Source organism: Pseudomonas sp. 4CAES_32.4 (assembly GCF_058136335.1).
The window spans coordinates 3630185-3647314 of record NZ_CM176882.1 but is presented as its reverse complement, the minus strand read 5'-3'; the positions used below and the strand labels follow the sequence as shown (position 1 = coordinate 3647314).

General features: G+C 55.6%; 19 protein-coding genes and 1 pseudogene. 11 read left to right on the top strand and 9 right to left on the bottom strand.

All coding sequences use genetic code 11. The annotated features are described in order from the left end of the window. Positions 1 to 295 precede the first annotated feature (295 nt). The 5 genes from AC3Y64_RS16210 to AC3Y64_RS16190 all read left to right on the top strand — a co-directional run bounded on the left by AC3Y64_RS16210 (position 296) and on the right by AC3Y64_RS16190 (position 6324). Complete coding sequence (locus AC3Y64_RS16210) at positions 296 to 2326, top strand: alkyl/aryl-sulfatase (RefSeq protein ID WP_489984457.1); 2031 nt, start codon at positions 296 to 298, stop codon at positions 2324 to 2326. A gap of 92 nt (positions 2327 to 2418) precedes the next feature. Then, positions 2419 to 3087, top strand: coding sequence for a DUF3313 domain-containing protein (locus AC3Y64_RS16205; protein WP_489984456.1), 669 nt, complete (start codon positions 2419 to 2421; stop codon positions 3085 to 3087). A gap of 178 nt (positions 3088 to 3265) precedes the next feature. Beyond that, positions 3266 to 3778: a hypothetical protein gene (locus tag AC3Y64_RS16200; protein WP_489984455.1), complete on the top strand. Its 513-nt coding sequence runs from the start codon at positions 3266 to 3268 to the stop codon at positions 3776 to 3778. A gap of 125 nt (positions 3779 to 3903) precedes the next feature. Beyond that, entirely contained in the window at positions 3904 to 5199 is a 1296-nt protein-coding gene (locus AC3Y64_RS16195; RefSeq protein WP_489984454.1) for a DUF1254 domain-containing protein, read from the top strand. Between the two features lie 111 nt (positions 5200 to 5310). Then, positions 5311 to 6324, top strand: a complete 1014-nt coding sequence (locus AC3Y64_RS16190) for a DUF1214 domain-containing protein (RefSeq protein WP_489984453.1) — start codon at positions 5311 to 5313, stop codon at positions 6322 to 6324. 53 nt (positions 6325 to 6377) lie between these two features. Here the strand turns inward: AC3Y64_RS16190 and AC3Y64_RS16185 are convergent, their stop codons facing one another. The 4 genes from AC3Y64_RS16185 to AC3Y64_RS16170 all read right to left on the bottom strand — a co-directional run bounded on the left by AC3Y64_RS16185 (position 6378) and on the right by AC3Y64_RS16170 (position 10311). Next, on the bottom strand, positions 6378 to 7841 hold the full coding sequence (locus AC3Y64_RS16185; RefSeq protein ID WP_489984452.1) for a DUF1254 domain-containing protein: 1464 nt from the start codon (positions 7839 to 7841) through the stop codon (positions 6378 to 6380). Positions 7842 to 8231: 390 nt separating this feature from the next. Further along, positions 8232 to 8594, bottom strand: coding sequence for a DUF6124 family protein (locus AC3Y64_RS16180; RefSeq protein WP_489984451.1), 363 nt, complete (start codon positions 8592 to 8594; stop codon positions 8232 to 8234). Between the two features lie 90 nt (positions 8595 to 8684). Then, a complete protein-coding gene (locus AC3Y64_RS16175) occupies positions 8685 to 9050 on the bottom strand; it encodes a DUF6124 family protein (protein ID WP_489984450.1) in 366 nt (121 codons plus the stop codon). 334 nt (positions 9051 to 9384) lie between these two features. After that, complete coding sequence (locus AC3Y64_RS16170) at positions 9385 to 10311, bottom strand: LysR family transcriptional regulator (protein WP_489984449.1); 927 nt, start codon at positions 10309 to 10311, stop codon at positions 9385 to 9387. An 87-nt stretch (positions 10312 to 10398) separates the two neighbouring features. On the opposite strand from AC3Y64_RS16170, the gene AC3Y64_RS16165 reads away from it, so the two are divergent. Further along, positions 10399 to 10911: an SRPBCC domain-containing protein gene (locus AC3Y64_RS16165; RefSeq protein WP_489984448.1), complete on the top strand. Its 513-nt coding sequence runs from the start codon at positions 10399 to 10401 to the stop codon at positions 10909 to 10911. A gap of 145 nt (positions 10912 to 11056) precedes the next feature. Here the strand turns inward: AC3Y64_RS16165 and AC3Y64_RS16160 are convergent, their stop codons facing one another. Next, positions 11057 to 11512 carry an Lrp/AsnC family transcriptional regulator gene (locus tag AC3Y64_RS16160; protein WP_105706407.1) on the bottom strand — a complete coding sequence of 152 codons (456 nt, stop codon included), beginning with the start codon at positions 11510 to 11512 and terminating at the stop codon, positions 11057 to 11059. Positions 11513 to 11643: 131 nt separating this feature from the next. On the opposite strand from AC3Y64_RS16160, the gene AC3Y64_RS16155 reads away from it, so the two are divergent. Genes AC3Y64_RS16155 through AC3Y64_RS16145 form a run of 3 tightly spaced genes read left to right on the top strand, consistent with a single transcriptional unit; the run spans position 11644 to position 13584 of the window. Beyond that, entirely contained in the window at positions 11644 to 12264 is a 621-nt protein-coding gene (locus AC3Y64_RS16155; RefSeq protein WP_489984447.1) for a LysE family translocator, read from the top strand. A 14-nt stretch (positions 12265 to 12278) separates the two neighbouring features. After that, positions 12279 to 13112 carry a 3-methyl-2-oxobutanoate hydroxymethyltransferase gene (gene panB, locus AC3Y64_RS16150; protein ID WP_489984446.1) on the top strand — a complete coding sequence of 278 codons (834 nt, stop codon included), beginning with the start codon at positions 12279 to 12281 and terminating at the stop codon, positions 13110 to 13112. A gap of 16 nt (positions 13113 to 13128) precedes the next feature. Further along, a complete protein-coding gene (locus AC3Y64_RS16145; RefSeq protein ID WP_489984445.1) occupies positions 13129 to 13584 on the top strand; it encodes a MaoC family dehydratase in 456 nt (151 codons plus the stop codon). Between the two features lie 499 nt (positions 13585 to 14083). On the opposite strand, the gene AC3Y64_RS16140 is transcribed toward AC3Y64_RS16145, so the two are convergent. Together AC3Y64_RS16140 and AC3Y64_RS16135 are read right to left on the bottom strand one after the other, a co-directional pair. After that, a complete protein-coding gene (locus tag AC3Y64_RS16140; RefSeq protein WP_489987984.1) occupies positions 14084 to 14371 on the bottom strand; it encodes a lysozyme inhibitor LprI family protein in 288 nt (95 codons plus the stop codon). 404 nt (positions 14372 to 14775) lie between these two features. Further along, positions 14776 to 15009: a hypothetical protein gene (locus AC3Y64_RS16135; protein WP_489987983.1), complete on the bottom strand. Its 234-nt coding sequence runs from the start codon at positions 15007 to 15009 to the stop codon at positions 14776 to 14778. Between AC3Y64_RS16135 and AC3Y64_RS16130 the strand changes: the two are divergent. Then, a pseudogene (locus AC3Y64_RS16130) lies at positions 14995 to 15120 on the top strand (cupin domain-containing protein); the annotation flags it as partial. The gene AC3Y64_RS16135 and the pseudogene AC3Y64_RS16130 sit on opposite strands and share 15 nt — an antisense overlap. 59 nt (positions 15121 to 15179) lie before the next feature. Here the strand turns inward: AC3Y64_RS16130 and AC3Y64_RS16125 are convergent. Together AC3Y64_RS16125 and AC3Y64_RS16120 are read right to left on the bottom strand one after the other, a co-directional pair. Further along, a complete protein-coding gene (locus AC3Y64_RS16125) occupies positions 15180 to 15344 on the bottom strand; it encodes a DUF2986 domain-containing protein (RefSeq protein ID WP_489984444.1) in 165 nt (54 codons plus the stop codon). A gap of 127 nt (positions 15345 to 15471) precedes the next feature. Next, entirely contained in the window at positions 15472 to 16380 is a 909-nt protein-coding gene (locus tag AC3Y64_RS16120) for an alpha/beta fold hydrolase (protein ID WP_489984443.1), read from the bottom strand. Between the two features lie 219 nt (positions 16381 to 16599). Between AC3Y64_RS16120 and AC3Y64_RS16115 the strand changes: the two genes are divergently transcribed. Further along, on the top strand, positions 16600 to 17118 hold the full coding sequence (locus tag AC3Y64_RS16115; protein WP_158956471.1) for a 2,4'-dihydroxyacetophenone dioxygenase family protein: 519 nt from the start codon (positions 16600 to 16602) through the stop codon (positions 17116 to 17118). Positions 17119 to 17130 lie beyond the last annotated feature (12 nt).

Below are 17130 nucleotides of genomic sequence, written 5' to 3'. Positions count from 1 at the left end.
CCAGCACTGCAGTTATCGATTAACCGCCAATGTGCGCCAACTTCCTTTGATAGGTAAAGATCATTCTCAAATGACTGATATTTATAGGGTTTTCGGACTTTTTTAGCGCTTGGTCTGAAACCGTTTCACCTGTAAATCCCTGAGCGTTGCACCACCAACGATAAAATTTGTTTCACTTGATTTCTGAAACTCATCGAGCTTTTTCCTGGCCAATTGCGATTTCCTACTACCTTCAAACGGGCTTGTTCTTTGCGCTTTAGGCTTAGCGCATTCCTACTATGAAGGAGCGTAGAAGATGGTCTGGGAAACTCACTCGACAGTGCAACGTCAGTCCGGAGGGGAATGGCGTTCCTTGAAATTGGCTGGCGCCGCTTTTTCGTTGGTGGCAGCTATTGGATTGGCTTCACAAGCCTTCGCGGCTGACGCGGAAAAGCCAAAGCCTGCGTCGGAAGCCACCAAGGCGGCGAACAACGCGTTGCTCAATGAGCTGCCGTTCAACGACAAGACCTCGTTTGAACTGGCGCACAAAGGCTTTATTGCGCCGTTGCCATCGACAGTCATCAAAGGCGGTTTGGGCAATGTCATTTGGGACCCCGCCAAGTATGCCTTTATCAAAGAAGGTGAGGCTGCACCGGACACCACCAACCCCAGCCTGTGGCGTCAGTCTCAACTGATCAATATTTCTGGCTTGTTCGAAGTCACCGATGGCATCTATCAGGTGCGTAACTACGATCTTTCGAACATGACCATCGTTGAGGGGAAGGACGGCATCACCATCTTTGACCCGTTGATTTCCACCGAAACCGCCAAGGCAGCCCTCGATCTTTACTATCAGCACCGTCCAAAGAAACCAGTGGTCGCGGTGATCTATACCCACAGCCATGTCGATCACTATGGCGGCGTACGCGGGGTGATCAACGAAGACGATGTGAAGGCCGGGAAGGTCAAGGTTTACGCCCCACTGGGCTTCGTCGAACACGCAGTGGCCGAAAACGTCATGGCCGGCACCGCCATGAGTCGCCGGGCCAGCTACATGTACGGTAACCTGCTACCCCCTTCGGCGACCGGTCAGCTCGGCGCAGGCCTGGGCACCACCACATCGGCCGGCACCGTGACACTGATACCGCCGACCGACATCATCAAGACCACCGGTGAAACCCACGTCATCGACGGTCTGACCTACCAATTCCTGTATGCGCCCGGCAGTGAAGCACCGGCGGAAATGCTCTATTACATCAAGGAGAAAAAGGCGCTCAACACCGCCGAGGATTCCACCCATACGCTGCACAACACCTACTCGCTGCGCGGCGCGAAAATCCGCGAACCGTTGCCATGGTCCAAGTACCTCAACGAAGCGCTGAAACTGTGGGGTGACGATGTCCAGGTGATGTACGCCATGCACCACTGGCCAGTGTGGGGCAACAAGGAAGTGCGTGAGCAATTGTCTTCCCAGCGCGACATGTACCGCTACATCAACGATGAAACCCTGCGCATGATCAACAAGGGTTACACGATGGTGGAGATCGCCGAGCAGTTCAAACTGCCCAAAGCGATCGCCAACAAATTCTCCAACCGTGGTTATTACGGTTCGGTGAACCACAACGTCAAAGCCACCTATGTGCTGTACCTGGGCTGGTTTACCGGCAACCCGGCCACGTTGAATGAATTGCCGCCGGAGGAGGGCGCCAAGCATTACGTGGAAATGATGGGCGGCGAAGACGCCGTACTCAAGAAGGCCAAGGAGTACATGGATAAAGGCGAATTCCGCTGGGTCGCCGAAGTGGTCAATCATGTGGTGTTTGCCAACCCGAGCAACCAAGCGGCGAAAAACCTGCAAGCCGATGCGCTTGAGCAACTGGGTTACCAGGCCGAAAGCGGCCCATGGCGCAATTTCTACCTCACCGGTGCACAAGAACTGCGCGATGGCGTAAGGAAACTGCCGACGCCGGACACCGCCAGTCCGGACACTGTGCGCGCGATGGATCTCGATCTGTTCTTCGATTTCCTGGCCATGCGCCTCAATGGCCCGAAAGCGGATGGCAAGCGTCTGTCGCTCAACTTTGATTTCACTGACTTGAAGCAAAACTACTCGTTGGAAATGGAGAACGGCGTGCTTAACCACACTGAAGGCGTTGCAGCCAAAGATGCTGATGCCAAAGTGACCCTGACTCGCGACACCTTGAACAAAATCGTGCTGAAAGAAACCACGTTGAAGGACGCCTTGGCCAAGGGTGATATCAAAGTCGACGGCACGCAGGGCAAGCTCGAAGAGTTGGTGTCGTACATGGATGACTTCGATTTCTGGTTCAACATCGTCACGCCGTAACGACCGAGTCAGTTGATGTCGGTCTGCGGTAGCGGTTCAAAACGCCGCCGCAGACCCGCGTCACACCCGTATGTCGACAATGGAGCGTTCTCATGCAATTCAAGGCACTCGCTGTACCGTTGTGTGTGCTGTCGTTGGCCCTTTCCGGCTGTGCCAGCAAGTACGTGGACCCCGAGCAGTACTCCGGATTTCTCGGCGACTACAGCGTCCTGAAGGAGGAGAAATCGCCTTCCGGTGCCGCTGTCATGCGCTGGATTGATCCGAAGGTAGATGTCAGCAAATTCACCAGCGTTTACGTCGAACCCAGTCAGCTCTTTCCCAAGCCGCAACCTACCGCAAAAATCCCGCAAAAGACCCTCAATGGCATCACTCAGTACTACGATCAGACCTTAAAAAATGCGTTTTCCAGCGCGCTTCCGCTCGCCAGCGGCCCAGGGGCGGGCGTGCTGGTGGTACGTCCGGCTATCACCGCAGCCAGTGCCAAGACCAAGGGGTTGCGTCCGTATGAAGTCATCCCGATTGCCTTGGTCGCCGCTGGTGTCAGTGCCGCCACCGGCATTCGTGATCAGGACACCAGCCTGGCGACCGAAGCCGCGTTTCTCGATGGAAGTGACAACAAGCTGGTCGCCGAAGTGGTGCGCAAGGGCGCCGGTGCTGACCTCGACAATTCCGCGCAAGTCCTCGAGGCCAATGACTTCAAAGCGGTGCTCGATGTCTGGGCACGGGACATGGTCAAGTCTTATGAGCAGCTGAAGAAATAGCGCTGCACGTTCGGGCACACCCTTATCGGGCATCCACAAGAGCGCCGCGTTGCACATCATCGGTGGTGGTGCGACGTGGCGGTTCTGAAGGCACGATAAAAAAGCAGTACACCCTGAATGCTTAAACATTCTTGGTCTTGGTGCAAAGCGGATTTTTTACCTTCTAAAGGACGCCGAAATGAACGCGGTGATGATTAAGGTCAAACATGAGTTCATGAAAGTGCTGCCACCCACCGTGTTTTTTTTCGTGATTTTGCACATAGTCGCGTTGATTCGTTCACTCATGATCAAAGGGACGGGGCTCGATCTTCCGGTGTCTGCCTCGGTGCTGATTGCCTCTCTCATTCTTGGAAAATCCGTGTTGGTCGCGGATATGCTGCCGTTCATCAACCGGTTTCCCAATAAACCGCTGATCTGGAACGTCATCTGGAAAACATTCATGTATGCGCTGGTGGCGCTGATCGTCCACTATCTGGAGCGGCTTTACGATTTCTGGAAAGAAGCGCCGAACCTCATGGAAGCGAACTCTTTGCTGTGGGCTTCGATGAACTGGCCGCGATTTTGGGCGGTGCAGATATTCCTCATCACGCTGATATTCATGTATTGCGTTATCGCAGAGTTGGCCCGTGTCATCGGAAAGGATCGGCTAAAGGTGATGTTCGTCGGGCCTCTTCCGCCTATGCAGCGCTAGAGTGTCGAACGGTTGCGTTTGGCCGAAAGCAGCCATTCTCCCAAACCCGCACCCGCCCAAAAAAATCGATGACTCCCGATCCATGACTACACTCCCAACTCCACTAAAACGGAACGGGAGTTCTCATGAAGAGAGCCATACTTGCAGCGTCCCTGCTTTCATTAGCGGTTCCGGCTTTTGCCCAGATTTCGGACAAGGTCGCAGAAGACGCTTACATCTATGCCTACTCGATTGACGAGGCGTACAAGTTTTTCTACGAGACGGCGGTGAAAACCGATACGCCGCTGAATCGCTTTCAGAACATCCGCCATTTGGCCGATGACACCTACACCGCGCACCCGACCATCAACAACGACACCCTGCATCTCATGGGCTGGCTGGACGTGGCGGCGGAGCCGGTGATCATCAGCGTGCCCGACATGGACAGGGGGCGCTATTGGGTGCTGCACACCATGGATATGGGCCACTACACCACGTCGATGATCGGTGCCCGCACCCGTGGCACCAAGGGCGGCCATTTCATGTTCGCTGCCAAGGACTGGAAAGGCGAAGTGCCGCCGAGTGTCGACGAAGTGATAAGGGTTGAGTCCAACCTGGTGAAAGTCATGGGCCGGATCATGGCCACCGGGCCCGAGGACGAGAAAGTCGCGCTCAAGTACATGGACGACTGGAACGTGCGCACGCTGTCGGCCTATCTGGGCGCATCCGGTCCGAAGGAGAAACGACGGACTTACCTCGATCCGGCCAAAACAAACTGGCTGCAACGAGTCAACGCCGTGTTGTGTGACGGCAGCATGGGCAGCGCTGACAAGAAGTGGCTCGATCAGTACAAGGACATCGGCCTTGCACCGTGCAATGAAAAATTCACTCAGGATCAGCTCGCCGCCGCGAAAAAAGGCGAAGAGCTGGGTATGAAACACATCAAGGAACTGGCGCCGAAGATGACCAACGCCGGCAAGTTGCTCGGCACTCGCGAGCAACTGGGCGAGGGTCAACGCGATTTGTTCGCCGAGGGCACCTACCTTGGCCAGTGGGGTTTGCCGCCGGATGAAAGCGTCTACCTCAAAGCGGAAACCGACAGCAGCGGCAAACACCTCAGTGGCGCCAACGGCCAGAAATACCGCATGCACTTCAAGGCGCCTGACGTCAGTCAGTTCTGGTCGTTCACGGTGTATGCCTCGGACAATCGTCTGATGGCCCACAACGAAATAAACCGCCACAGCCGTGGGGATCGCACGTTGAAACCTGACGCCGATGGCCTGTACACCATCGAGATGAGCGCCAAGGGCGACGCGAGCAATCCCAACTACCTGCCCATCCCGGAAAAGGACGCCTACATCATCATGCGCATGTACGGCCCGAGCAAAGCCGTGCAGGAGGGCGGGTATAAATTCCCGGCCATCGAGGCAGTCGGCAAGTAATCACTTCGGCTGCTCGGCATGGCCGTGCAGCCGTCGGATGGCTGGATCAAAGCCATATCTTTACTACGCTTGTTTCGATCTCTGTCGACAGGTACTAAAGGATTGAATCCGATGACGGGAATGAAAAACCTTCTGCTGTTCGGAACCCTGCTGGGTACGACTGCCGCGCACGCCGCCATGACCGTGACACCCGACAATTACGCCCGCGCCGAAGTGGACGAATCCTTCAAAAGCATTGTCTCGGATGTGGGGGCGAACACCTTCCGGCATGACCGGGCACTGATACCGCTGGACAAGCAGCCGGCGGTCACCATGAACCGCGACACGGTGTATTCCTTCGGCGTGTTCTATGTGCCCAAAGGCACGACCATCACCTTGCCGAAATCAGCCGACAACCGTTATCAGTCGGCCATGATCATGCAAAACGATGACTTCACCGACCAAGTGTTCTATGCGCCGGGCACGTTCGAGATCAATTCGCAGACCGAGTTTGCCGCTGTGGTCATGCGCACCCAGATCGACCCGAACGACCCTGAAGACACCCAGAACGTCAAAGCCCTGCAGGACGGCATCAAGGTCAATTGGCCAGCAGGCACGACGCCCAAGGAATACAAGGTCGTTGACTGGGACAAGGGCAGCCTGGCGACCCTGCGCAATCAGTATCAGAAAGAAGCGGCCAAGCTGCCCAACTTGAATAACACCTCCGGCCCGCGCGGTGTCATCAAACCGGAAATGCTGCGCCTCAGTGCTTCCGTCGCACTGGGGCTGCTACCGGCAAAAGACGCGGTATACATCTATCGCGATTACGGCTTGAGCGGCGAAAAGTGCTATCAGGCGACCTATGCCAAGCCGGACTTTCTGGAGGGCGGATTCTTCTCGTTCACTATGTACGGGGCGGACAAGTACCTGAAAAGTGAAAACTCCAACTTGAACAACCGCGCGATGAAATTCAACAAGGACGGCACCGTGACCGTTCACTACGGGCCAAAAGAGAAATGCGGTGAGGTCGCCAACTGGCTGCCAACGCCGGGCGACAATTGGTATCTGGGCATGCGCATCTATCGGCCCGGCGAAAGCGTAGTCAGCGGCAAATACACCATCGCGCAGCCGACAGAAATCAAATAATCGGCGAATCAAACAGGGCAGCGACTCGTTGCAAGTCGCGGCCCTGGCATCGATCAATTCACACGGACAGCCGCTGGTGGCGTCCATTCACCACTGAGCACTTCGGGCTTCGGCCAATAGGTGCGGATGGTCGTCTCGAATTCGCTTTTCGGCGCAGGCAGCCAGTTGGCTTCCTTGTCCTTGCCCGGCGAATCGTGCTGGATATACAAGGTCAGCGAGCCATCGGCATTGGTCTTCATGCTCTTGCTGTTCTTGGTGCCCAGGGAATAGCGCTTGAGGTCGTTGGGCGCAAAGAAATGCTGCGGGTCGTACATCGTCAACGACCAGAAGCCATTGGCGGGCGGTGTCTTGCCTTTGGGGAAAGTGATGGTATAGCGGTGGTCGCCATTAAGACGCTCGCCCTTGTCGTCCACTTCGAGGAAGAAGTAGCGCGTCTCCTCGGGCTGGTTGGTGTACATGTTCGATTTGGCGGTGGCCGTGCGGCTGAGGTAATCGTTGCCCCAACGCGCCACGTTGGTCGGTGAGTTCCAGCCATTGGGCAGGCGTGAGCCATTGGTGCGGAAAGCGAACAGCGGGGTGATGGCCTTGTCTTCGGTCTCGACCGCCGCTTTGACGATCGCGTCCTTGATCGACGGGTCTTTGTTCGCCGCTTCGAGCAACGCCTTGATCATCGCGTAACGGCTCTCTTCCCCGGCCAGCGGTGGCACCTTGGCCAATACTTCCGGCAACTGGTCGAAGAAAGTCTCCGGGATCACCCAGCGCGACTCGGCAGAAGTTTTCTCGGCCTGCGGGAAGTGCGGTGTGGCCTTCCAGTCCTTGGTCACGGTTTTGCCGGTGTATTTGCTCAACGGGTAGATGACCATCTGATTGAGCACAGGCTGAATGGCTTTGCGGTCTTCGTCGCTGTCGTCAAGGAACGCCCGTGGGCCGGCAGCAACCAGTTCGGTGGGGGACTTGATGACCTGCGTGATGCCCTCGGGCACCTTGCCTTTCCAGTTCGGCCCGACCACCAGATAGTTGCCGGGCTTGGTGCCGTATTGTTTACCCAGTTTGGAGAACTCTTCACTGCGTGCATCGTAGAGCGCGTACACCCAGAATCGATCACCGAAGTCCGGCACCTGCAACACCATCGGGTCGTCGTCGGTGGCGCCATAACCAAAGCCGTACACCACGTCCTGGTTCGGGTGCGCGACCCAGCGTTGTTCCGGCGAAATATAGCCGGTGAGCAGACTGACATAACCCGTCGGCGCTGCCGGCAAAATGCCGCCGATCAATCCCGGCTCCGGCGCCTTGGCAAACGAGGCGCGACGGTTGAACGCGTTGACCAGCGGCCAGCCCCACAGATAGGTGTCCTGCGCGATGATCGCGGCACTCGAAGGGGTAATCACGGTGCCTGCCGGAACACCCGGCACCTCAGCAGCCGGCTTGCCCGTGGAGTTCTCGCCAGCCTGAACACCTGCGCTCAGAACCGCCGACATCGCAAGGGCCAGCAGGGAATAGGTGAATGCATTTTTCATCGGGTTCAAACTCCGTTTGGGTCATCGGTAAACATTCCCCTCGTACTCAAGTGGGGGAACGAGCCGTGTGACAAACCATCGACTCGACTGGTAACCCTAGTCGGAATTTGGTGATGTGAAAGAAAACACCTGTTCAGGAGCACGGTTTTGAGTGTTTTGAGAGGAAGCCAGCATGGCTTCTATCGGCTCAAAAAGGACGTCCGGAAAATAGCTGATTAAAGCCAGAAAAAGAGGGTTCCGAATTCGTGACTGCACCTCCAACGCGATTTAAACGTACCGCGAGTTCTCATGAAGAGAACCATGCTTGCAGCGTCCCTCGGTGCAGCGGAATGCAGAAAACGTAGCCCTCGCCAGCAGAATGCATGGCACTTGCTGGGTGAGGGCGGTTGCTCATTCCTTCGGCACCACGTTATCCAGCGCCTGATTCACCGCTAATTCCCCCAGCATCACCACCTGGGCTATGCCCAACAGCGTGTTGCGGTTCGGCCCCTGTAACGTCCCGGCAAAATCACCGAGCATCACCGTCGCCGACGCCAAAGACTCGCAGGCATTCGCCAGCAAGGATTCGGTGTCGCTTTGCGGATTGACCATAAACAGACTGTTGGGCGAGTAGGGCGCAGCCATGATCGCCGCCGCCGGCAAAAGATAATGATCGAGCGCACGCTCGGCGGCGTCGTGGAGTTTTCTTGAATCGAACGATTCGTAAGGCGAGGCCGGATCGCAATCCGGCGCAAGCGGTGGGGTCTTGGACATCGACTGAGACTCCAGAAAGGGAAACATCGCGACCGCGAACGGCCCGTGTGCAGCGAGGGGCACACGCCCCTCGCTCATCAATCCCGGCAACTAGTGCGGCACGCGGTAGTTGTCCAACACACGATTGACCGCCAGCTCACTGAGCATGATCACCTGCTGCAACACCAGCATCGCCCGCCGCTGCGAACCGTCCATGGTATCGGCGAAATCACGCGCCATGTCACCGGCCGTGGACAGCGATTCGCACGCCTCGACGAGCAGGGTTTCATCGTCGACGGTGGGGTCGATGACGTAGATCTTGCCGGTTTTGCGTGATGGGGTTGAGGTCTTTGGAGTGCGCGGGTTTAGATAGAAATGGATCGCCCGGTCGGTGGCCTCTTTGATGTTTTGAGGTTCGAGCGCGGCGTCGTAAGGGATTGGATCGGTTTCTGGAGGATTTGGTGTGGCTTTGAACATGGATGAAACTCCTATCGCAGAATTCAAGGAGCCATCACCTTCGCTACCAAACGATGGGTGGTGGCCATACGCGGGTTGGTAGACCGGCTGCAATAGGAACCCGGCGCTCACGAATGAGCCCCCCGCATGACCACCATAAATTCGTCTCGCAAGAGACTGATCAAGGTGTCGCCACACAACTATTACAGACGGGCTACCAAACCCGATCACTGTTTCTCAGTGACCAGCCAACGATAACGCCCGCCCCACAGCCGTGTAAGCCGGCGGATTCTGGCGCACGCGTAGGCAACGGCGCAAGGTGTTGTAGGGTAGGTGGCGTAACAGGGGGTGTCTTTTAAACGGGGGTGTTGAAGGGGGCGGATTCCCGGATTGTTTCAACGATAAGTGAACGCACCCAGCGATGGCCTGCGTCTCGCTGAGTTCGTTCATGCCAGACCAGGATTTTTCTGAAGCCTGGAATTTCAACAGGCGGCTCTATTGATGTGAGCCCGATGTTGTTCACTGCCAATCGACGCGGCACGACAGCGATTATGTCGCTGTACGTTAGAATCTCTGGAAGTACCAGAAAGCTGGTCACCGACACTGTCACTCGACGTGATCTTCCAAGTTTTTCCAGAGCATCATCCGTCACTCCATGAAAACCGCCCCCTGCCGGGGAAACCAAGGCGTGATCCAATGCGCAGAATCGATCCAGTGAAAGCTTGCCATTCAGCGCATCTGGGTGATCAGCGCGCATCACGCATACATAGCTTTCATCAAAGAGTGCCATCGCATGCAATCCTGGTGTTACCGCTTCAGGGGTAACCAATGCGAGATCGATCTCACCTCGATCTAGCTGATTTTGAAGCTCTTGATGATCCACTGGCTGGACACTAACGCGGATGTTCGGCGCTTGTATCCTTAGCGCGCTGAGAAACGATACGACTACGGCACGCAATGCATAGTCGGTCGAAGCAATCCTTATTGTCATGCTCGCCGTCAACGGATCAAAGCTTTGCGGCTGAAGCATGCCTTCAATATCTGCCAGCAACTTCTTAACCGGTGTTGCAAGTTGCTCAGCGCGCAACGTTGGCACGATGCCGCGTTGGGCGCGCACGAACAGCGGATCGGCGAAGCTTTCTCGGAGCCTGTTAAGCATGCCGCTCACAGCAGGCTGGGTGAGCGAAAGTCGATTTGCAGCTCGCGTAACACTACGTTCGTCGAGCAACGCATCCAGTGCTTTGAGCAGGTTGAGATCGAGAGTTCTGATATCAGGATTCATGATGTGCGAAATAAAATATAGCGATTGGTCTTATTTCTAGCCTACACCCATCATGGTCTCAATTCATCAACTGAGCGCTGCATAACCATGAACCAGATCATTTGGCCTGAAGGCTACCTGCCAGGGTTTACCGAAAACTTTGTCTCTAACGAGGTCATCATCGCGGGATTGAGTGCCGCACAGGTATGGCCTCTGCTCAGCCAGGCGCAGAGATGGCCCTCGTACTACGCCAACTCGGCAAACATCCAGTTTCATGATCACATCGGGCCGGATCTGCAAGACGGGGTATCTTTCTACTTTGAAACGTTCGGCTTTCCGGTCGAGGCTTTATGCAATGAGTACGTGCCGCCAACCCCAACCTCTCCAGGACGAATTGCGTGGCATGGATGGTCGGGTGAGGGTAACGCTCGGCTTGACGTTCACCATGCCTGGCTTATTGAAGACCTCTCTGGTGGACGAGTGCGCATCCTGACTCAGGAAACACAGAAGGGTAAACCAGCAGAGGATCTCGCCAAGGCCAAACCCAATCCGATGATCAACGGTCATCAGGACTGGCTGGACGGCTTGGTGGGCGCGGCACGCTTGTCTCCCGGCATGTAACCTCTGAATTTAGTCTTTGGCCGTGGGCTTCAGAGGCGGTCAAATCAGGCATTCCAAGTGCGGCCACAAGGCATCCGTATCTGAGCTTTGGGGCGATTCGACAAAGGCCTGACGGCTTCCCTACGTTATCCGCAATATTTGAACTTCATTCCAACGGCAGCGGACGATCAATGATCACGTGCTTCATTACCAACGTCGATGTCAGACGCTGTACGTTGGGTAACCTCGACAGTTCCTCATCGTACAGTTTTTGAAATGCAGGAAGATCTGCTGTCACCACCATCAGCAGGTAATCAGGATCACCAAAAAGTCTCTGAGCTTGGACGATGTAAGGAATTCGCGGTAAAGCATCTTCAAAATCAGCTACTGCTTTTTGGTGTCCCTCTCTAAGCGTCACGAATATCAGGGACGAGAAATTGAGTCCTAACTCAGTTGCGGATAGTTGAGCTCGATAACCCTTGATCACTCCCTGATCTTCCATCGCCCGAACGCGTCGATGGCATGGAGACAAACTGAGACCTACGCGGTCGGCCAGCTCCGTCAGTGACTGACGACCATCTTGCTGCAGTTGCGCAAGAATCTTCTTGTCCATGCGATCCATTAAGTAAAACCTTCTAATTCAGTGAGCTTTGACAGGTATCTTCGAAAGATAATACCACTTCGCTTTCATTATCCTTCTATCACGGTTTTTCAGGGCCAAGCGGCGCTTTGAATTGATGGAAGAGGAAGGATTTGATCGTGACTGTTTCTCTGATTATGGCGTTTTGGGCCGTATCATTTTTGTTTGTTATCACGCCCGGGGTCGACTGGGCCTACGCGATTTCGGCAGGTTTGCGAGGCCGCGTCTTACCCGCCGTAGTCGGCATGGTTTCCGGCCATCTTGTGGCCACGCTGATCGTCGCCGCAGGTGTGGGGGGAGTGTTGGTCAAAATTCCCTATGCATTGCTGACGTTAACGCTGATGGGGGCCGCCTATCTCTTATGGCTCGGCCTCAACATGTTGTTCAAGCCTTCGCTGCCTGCTCAAGGGGCATCCCGCGATGAAGGTGCCGGGATGGCCTGGGCGATAAAGGGACTATGCGTCAGCGGTCTCAACCCGAAAGTCCTATTGTTGTTCCTGGCGCTGCTACCTCAGTTCACTGATGCGTCAGCCGCATGGCCAGTAGGGGCTCAGATTGTCGCTCTAGGTCTGATTCATGGTGCCAGTTGCGGTGTCGTCTATCTCGCGGTCGGCTATGGCGCTGGTGCGGTGCTTGCTTCACGACCAGCAGCGGCAATCAATGTGAGTCGGCTATCGGGAGCCGCGATGATCGTAATCGCTGTGGTTCTAGCTGCCGAGCGGCTGGCCATTTGAATTGAGGAAGCGAAATGTCTGATCAAAATATTGCCCCCTATAACAGCCCGCGTCGCGGTAGGGTACGAATTCCACATTTACGGGATATGAAGGTACAGGGTCAGAAATGGGCCATGTTGACTGCTTATGACATGTACGCCGCGTCGGTGTTTGAGGCGGCAGGAATTCCAGTGCTGCTCGTAGGCGATTCCGCTGCCAACAACGTGTTTGGACATAACTCGACGTTGGCAATAACAGTGGACGAGATGCTTCCTCTTGTCAGGGCGGTTTCGAGTGCTACCGAACGGGCGTTGGTCATTGCCGATTTGCCCTTTGGCTCTTATCAGGGGTCGCCTGAGCAATGCTTCCATACCGCAGTGCGCTTCATGAAGGAAGGCGGCGCTCATGCCGTAAAGCTCGAAGGAGGGATCGAGATGCTTGCGCAGGTACAGATGTTGGTAGCCGCTGGCATACCGGTTATGGCTCATATCGGTTTTACCCCACAGGCAGAACATCAGCTGGGCGGATACCGCATCCAGGGCAAAGGCGAAGACGCGCAGCGGTTGATTGACTTGAGCGTTGCCTTCGAGCGTGCTGGGGCGTTTGGCCTGCTGATAGAGATGGTGCCAGGCGATGTAGCAACGAGGATCACCGAGACAGTCTCCATCCCTACCGTAGGAATTGGTGCTGGTAATGGCTGCGATGCACAGGTGCTTGTCTGGCAGGACATCGCAGGGCTAAGGGATGGTCAGTTGCCGCGATTCGTCAAGCAGTATGCGGATATGAGAAAGGTGATGAGTGACGCTGCTCAAGCCTTCGCTAAAGATGTCGAATCGGGCTCATTCCCTGGGCCAGAACATACTTTTTAGAGCATCGGAGATCGCAATGAGCACACTGCGCCAGAAGGCGATAGAAGGCCTCGAGGAAGGTGACACTTTTGAAATCAAACGCACTTTTTCGGACGCTGACATCGCCCAGTTTGAAGCGCTATCGCGCGATCACAACCCAGTGCATTCCAATGCCATGTATGCAGAGGCCAAAGGCTTTGATGGTGTCATCGCTCATGGCTTGCTGACGGCGACATTGGTTACAGAGATCGGAGGGCAGTTGGGGTGGTTGGCTACCTCCATGAATTTGCGCTTCAAGCGCCCCGTTTATATCGGGGATGAGCTTACCTGCGTGTGGAAAATTATGGCGATCGATGAGGGTAATCGGGCTCAAGCCGAGGTAATCGTGACCAACAGTAGCGGCCTGGCTGTCTTGCTCGCGGAGACGACAGGGCTAATTCCCAATGACGCCGAGAAAAAACTACTCTCATCAATGACGGTTGATGAGATCTAGGCTTATCAGGGCGATGCAAAAATACCTTTTGTAGAGAATTTAAAGATGCATGGCTTACTAAAATTAATTATTCGACCGGGAACGGAAAAGGCAGACGCCGGCTTTCTCGTTTTAGCCGCTTTCGTTGGTGGCGCAGCGGGAGTATTGCTGGCCCACAAAGTGTCGCTCTCGGTGGGATTGCCCTTCGCACTTTGTGCAACCGTAATGCTTCATCTCACCTGGCGGACGCCAGGTTTTTCTCCCCAAACGACACAAAAATCGGGCCGTGCTGGCGAAAAGCATAACGGGAATAGTGGGGCCGTCTGATCGGTGCAATCAATCAAAGACCTACTAAGTGATTCCCCCTTTAATGGGCACTTTTATGAATCGCACATGACCGCTTTTGGCACATAGTGGCCGCTCACGAACGTCCGATTCCGGCAAAAAACGGACGCTCGTCTGAACCTGTTTTCGGAAAACGGGCTGCCCACCAATCCGGCTCATACTGGTTCTAGTACGATTAATAGCGCTCTAGATTCCTCGGGATGTTTTGCAAAAAAAGACTACGAGCATCTAACTCATTGAGCTCGCAACTGAGTGCAGCAAGGCTTCTCCAAGGATTGCCTCCCTCCGATATCCCGCCATAAAAACTGCAGTGTTCGTCCACATACGTCCTCCATGCGGCATGTTCTTGCTCAAATTGCTGCCGAGTGGATCGTACGTCATCCGCGTCTTCAGGAACTCTCGCCAAAGAATCCCTGTACAGACGCTCGACGGCAGCTCGTTTTTGAACTGCGAAGTGCTCCATGCATTCCATGACCTGCAAAATACTGCTGCCGGACACATCACATGCCTTTCGCTCAACAGCGGAGCCCCATGCGTCGGTAGTCACGATAGTCAGTAGCAAAAAAAACCATAATTTCATGTGATGAGTGCCGAGGTCGTATAAACGAAATACTTGAGTAAGTCCCTTCGATTAGCTGTGATCATCCACAGCGCGTAATGAAACCAAGACTTGAAATCTGGTCATGGCTAACTACTGACATGTTCTAGAGAGGAGGACTGAACGCCGATAGTAAAAAGTTCACAAGTCTTCCCAATTGCAGCGGAAACTATCCGATAAAATGTCTGCTTTTGGCCGAAAGCTGCTGCTCACGAACCACTACTTTCGGCCAATAGCGGTCATCTTGGCTTAGCATGATCTGGAATGACTTAGGTTTCGATATCAAATCTGCCCAATAGCGCGGCGCCGTCAGTGACACCTAAAATTTGATCGATCGCAGCGATTTTTTGGGATGCGCCATCGAGCGCAAAGTCAGCATTGGTGTAAATAGCCTCCGCCTCGTTATGAAGTGCATAGGCAATATGCGCCGCCACGCGAACATTCGTCGGAGCGTCTACAACGCTACCCAGATAATCAACAAGTAAAGTCGCGGCGCGGAACACAGAACTGCCGCACACGGTGAAGCAAAACTGATGATGATCGAGCCACGAGGTATTTTGAATACAGGCCATGAAGATGACGAAAGAACGGCTTTGAACAACGTCTGGATATAGTTCACGCCAGCGTGCGTGAGTCTGACGCAGGTCGAAAGCAGTTGATCGCGGACGACCTGTCAGCTCTCGACAGATTCACCCGACTCCACCGCCTGCTGTCCCTCAACCTCCATCTTCGCCCGCTCAGCCTTACTGATGTACTTAGGCTTCTTCGGCGCCAGTTTCGCGCTGGCCTTTTTGGCCTTTTCCTTGAACAACTGCTTCAGTTTTTTCTGACGATTCATGTGTGTTACTCAGTAAGCAAAGGTAAAAAATCAACGATCGAAGGGCGTAAACGCAGGCCTCCATGGCCGCGCTTTCAAAAAGGGGCGAATCCTGACGCATGCATCGGGTTCAGGCAACGTGATTTGCTCACATGGCGATAAAGTCGCGCACGGCTTTGATGGTTGGCGTCGGCGCTTCTTCCATCAGCCAGTGGCCGGCGGCCGGGATGACCACTTCAGTGACGTTGTCGGCGGCGTTGCGCATGACGATGGCTTCGTTGTTGCCGAAGGATTTTTCGCCGCCGACGGCGAGCACCGGCATGGTCAGTTTCTGTTGCAGAACCGGCGCGTTGTCGATGGCGTCCTGGCGGATGCTGCGGAACTGGGCGAACGCGGCGTACATGGCGCCGGGGCGGGCGTAGAGTTTGGCGTAGTGCTGGCGGGTGCCTTCGTCGACCTTGGCGGGGGTGCCGGCGAATTCGTTCCAGAAGCGGTCGAGGTAGATGCGCTCGCGACCGGCGACCAAACGCTCCATGTCGGCGCCGCCGAAGTCGAAGTGCCAGAGCATCGGCGAACGCACGATGTCGTTCCACGGTGTGATGCCGGGTACAGGCGCATCCATCACCACCAGCCGATCAGTGAGTTGCGGATACCGCGCGGCGTAGGCGAAGGCGACCATGGTGCCGATGTCATGACCGATGACCACCGAATGTTCGATTTTCAGCGCGCTTAACACACCGCGAATGTCCGCCGCTTGAGTCTTCTTGTCGTAACCGCCCTCGGGAATCGACGACAGGCCCATGCCGCGCAAGTCCGGCACCACCACGGTGTGATCCCGCGCCAGATCCGCCGCCAGCGGCGCCCACATGTCGCCGGTATCGCCAAAGCCATGCAACAGCACCACCGCCGGGCCTTTGCCGCCAACGCGCACGTGCATGGTTGCGCCTTCGACTTTGATGTCCTGGGTCTTGAAAGAGGCGGGGAACGGCGTGACGTCAGCGTGAGCCGGCAGGCTGAGGGCGAGCAAGGTCAGGGTGGTAAAAAACAGGCGGGTCATGGGGCGACTCCAGGCGTGTGGGGGATGGAATGAGCGTAGCCGCATCCGCCATTTGCGCCTCTGCAGTTGGTGCGCATGAGTCGGCGTCAGCGCGGTCGATGAGCTGTCGGCAAATGCCAAACGAGTGGCGGCAAATGACAATTCTTGTGCCGGTATCCACCGCAGTATGGGCAGACGTAATAACCGTTACCTGCCACTGTCTGCCTGAGGAAAACAATAATGCCAATGCCCGTGCCGTTCTTCGATCACAAGGAACTGCTGACCCTCAACACCCACGACCTGCCGATCTACAAAGATGCGCTGGCGCCGTACTTTCCCGGCGTCGATGTGCAGCCGCTGTATCTGGACCCAAACCTCGGTATCTGGACGCTGCGCGTGATCTTTCAGCCCGGCGTGCGCCTGCCATGCCATTACCACACCGGCCCGGTGCACCTGTTCACGATGTCGGGGCGGTGGCACTACGTCGAATACCCGGATCAGCCACAGACTGCCGGTAGCTATCTGTACGAGCCGGGCGGTTCGATCCACACGTTCATGGTGCCGCAAGACAACACCGAGCCCACCGACACATTCATGGTGGTCCACGGCGCCAACATCAACTTCGACCAGGACGGCAACTTCGTCAACGTCATGGACGCCACCGACATCATGCAACTCATCGACCGTCTGGTGAAGGAGCGCGGCCTCGACCCGGCGCGTTACATCCGCCCTGGCAACGCCGATTACACGGTTGGCTGAGCACTCGCGGCG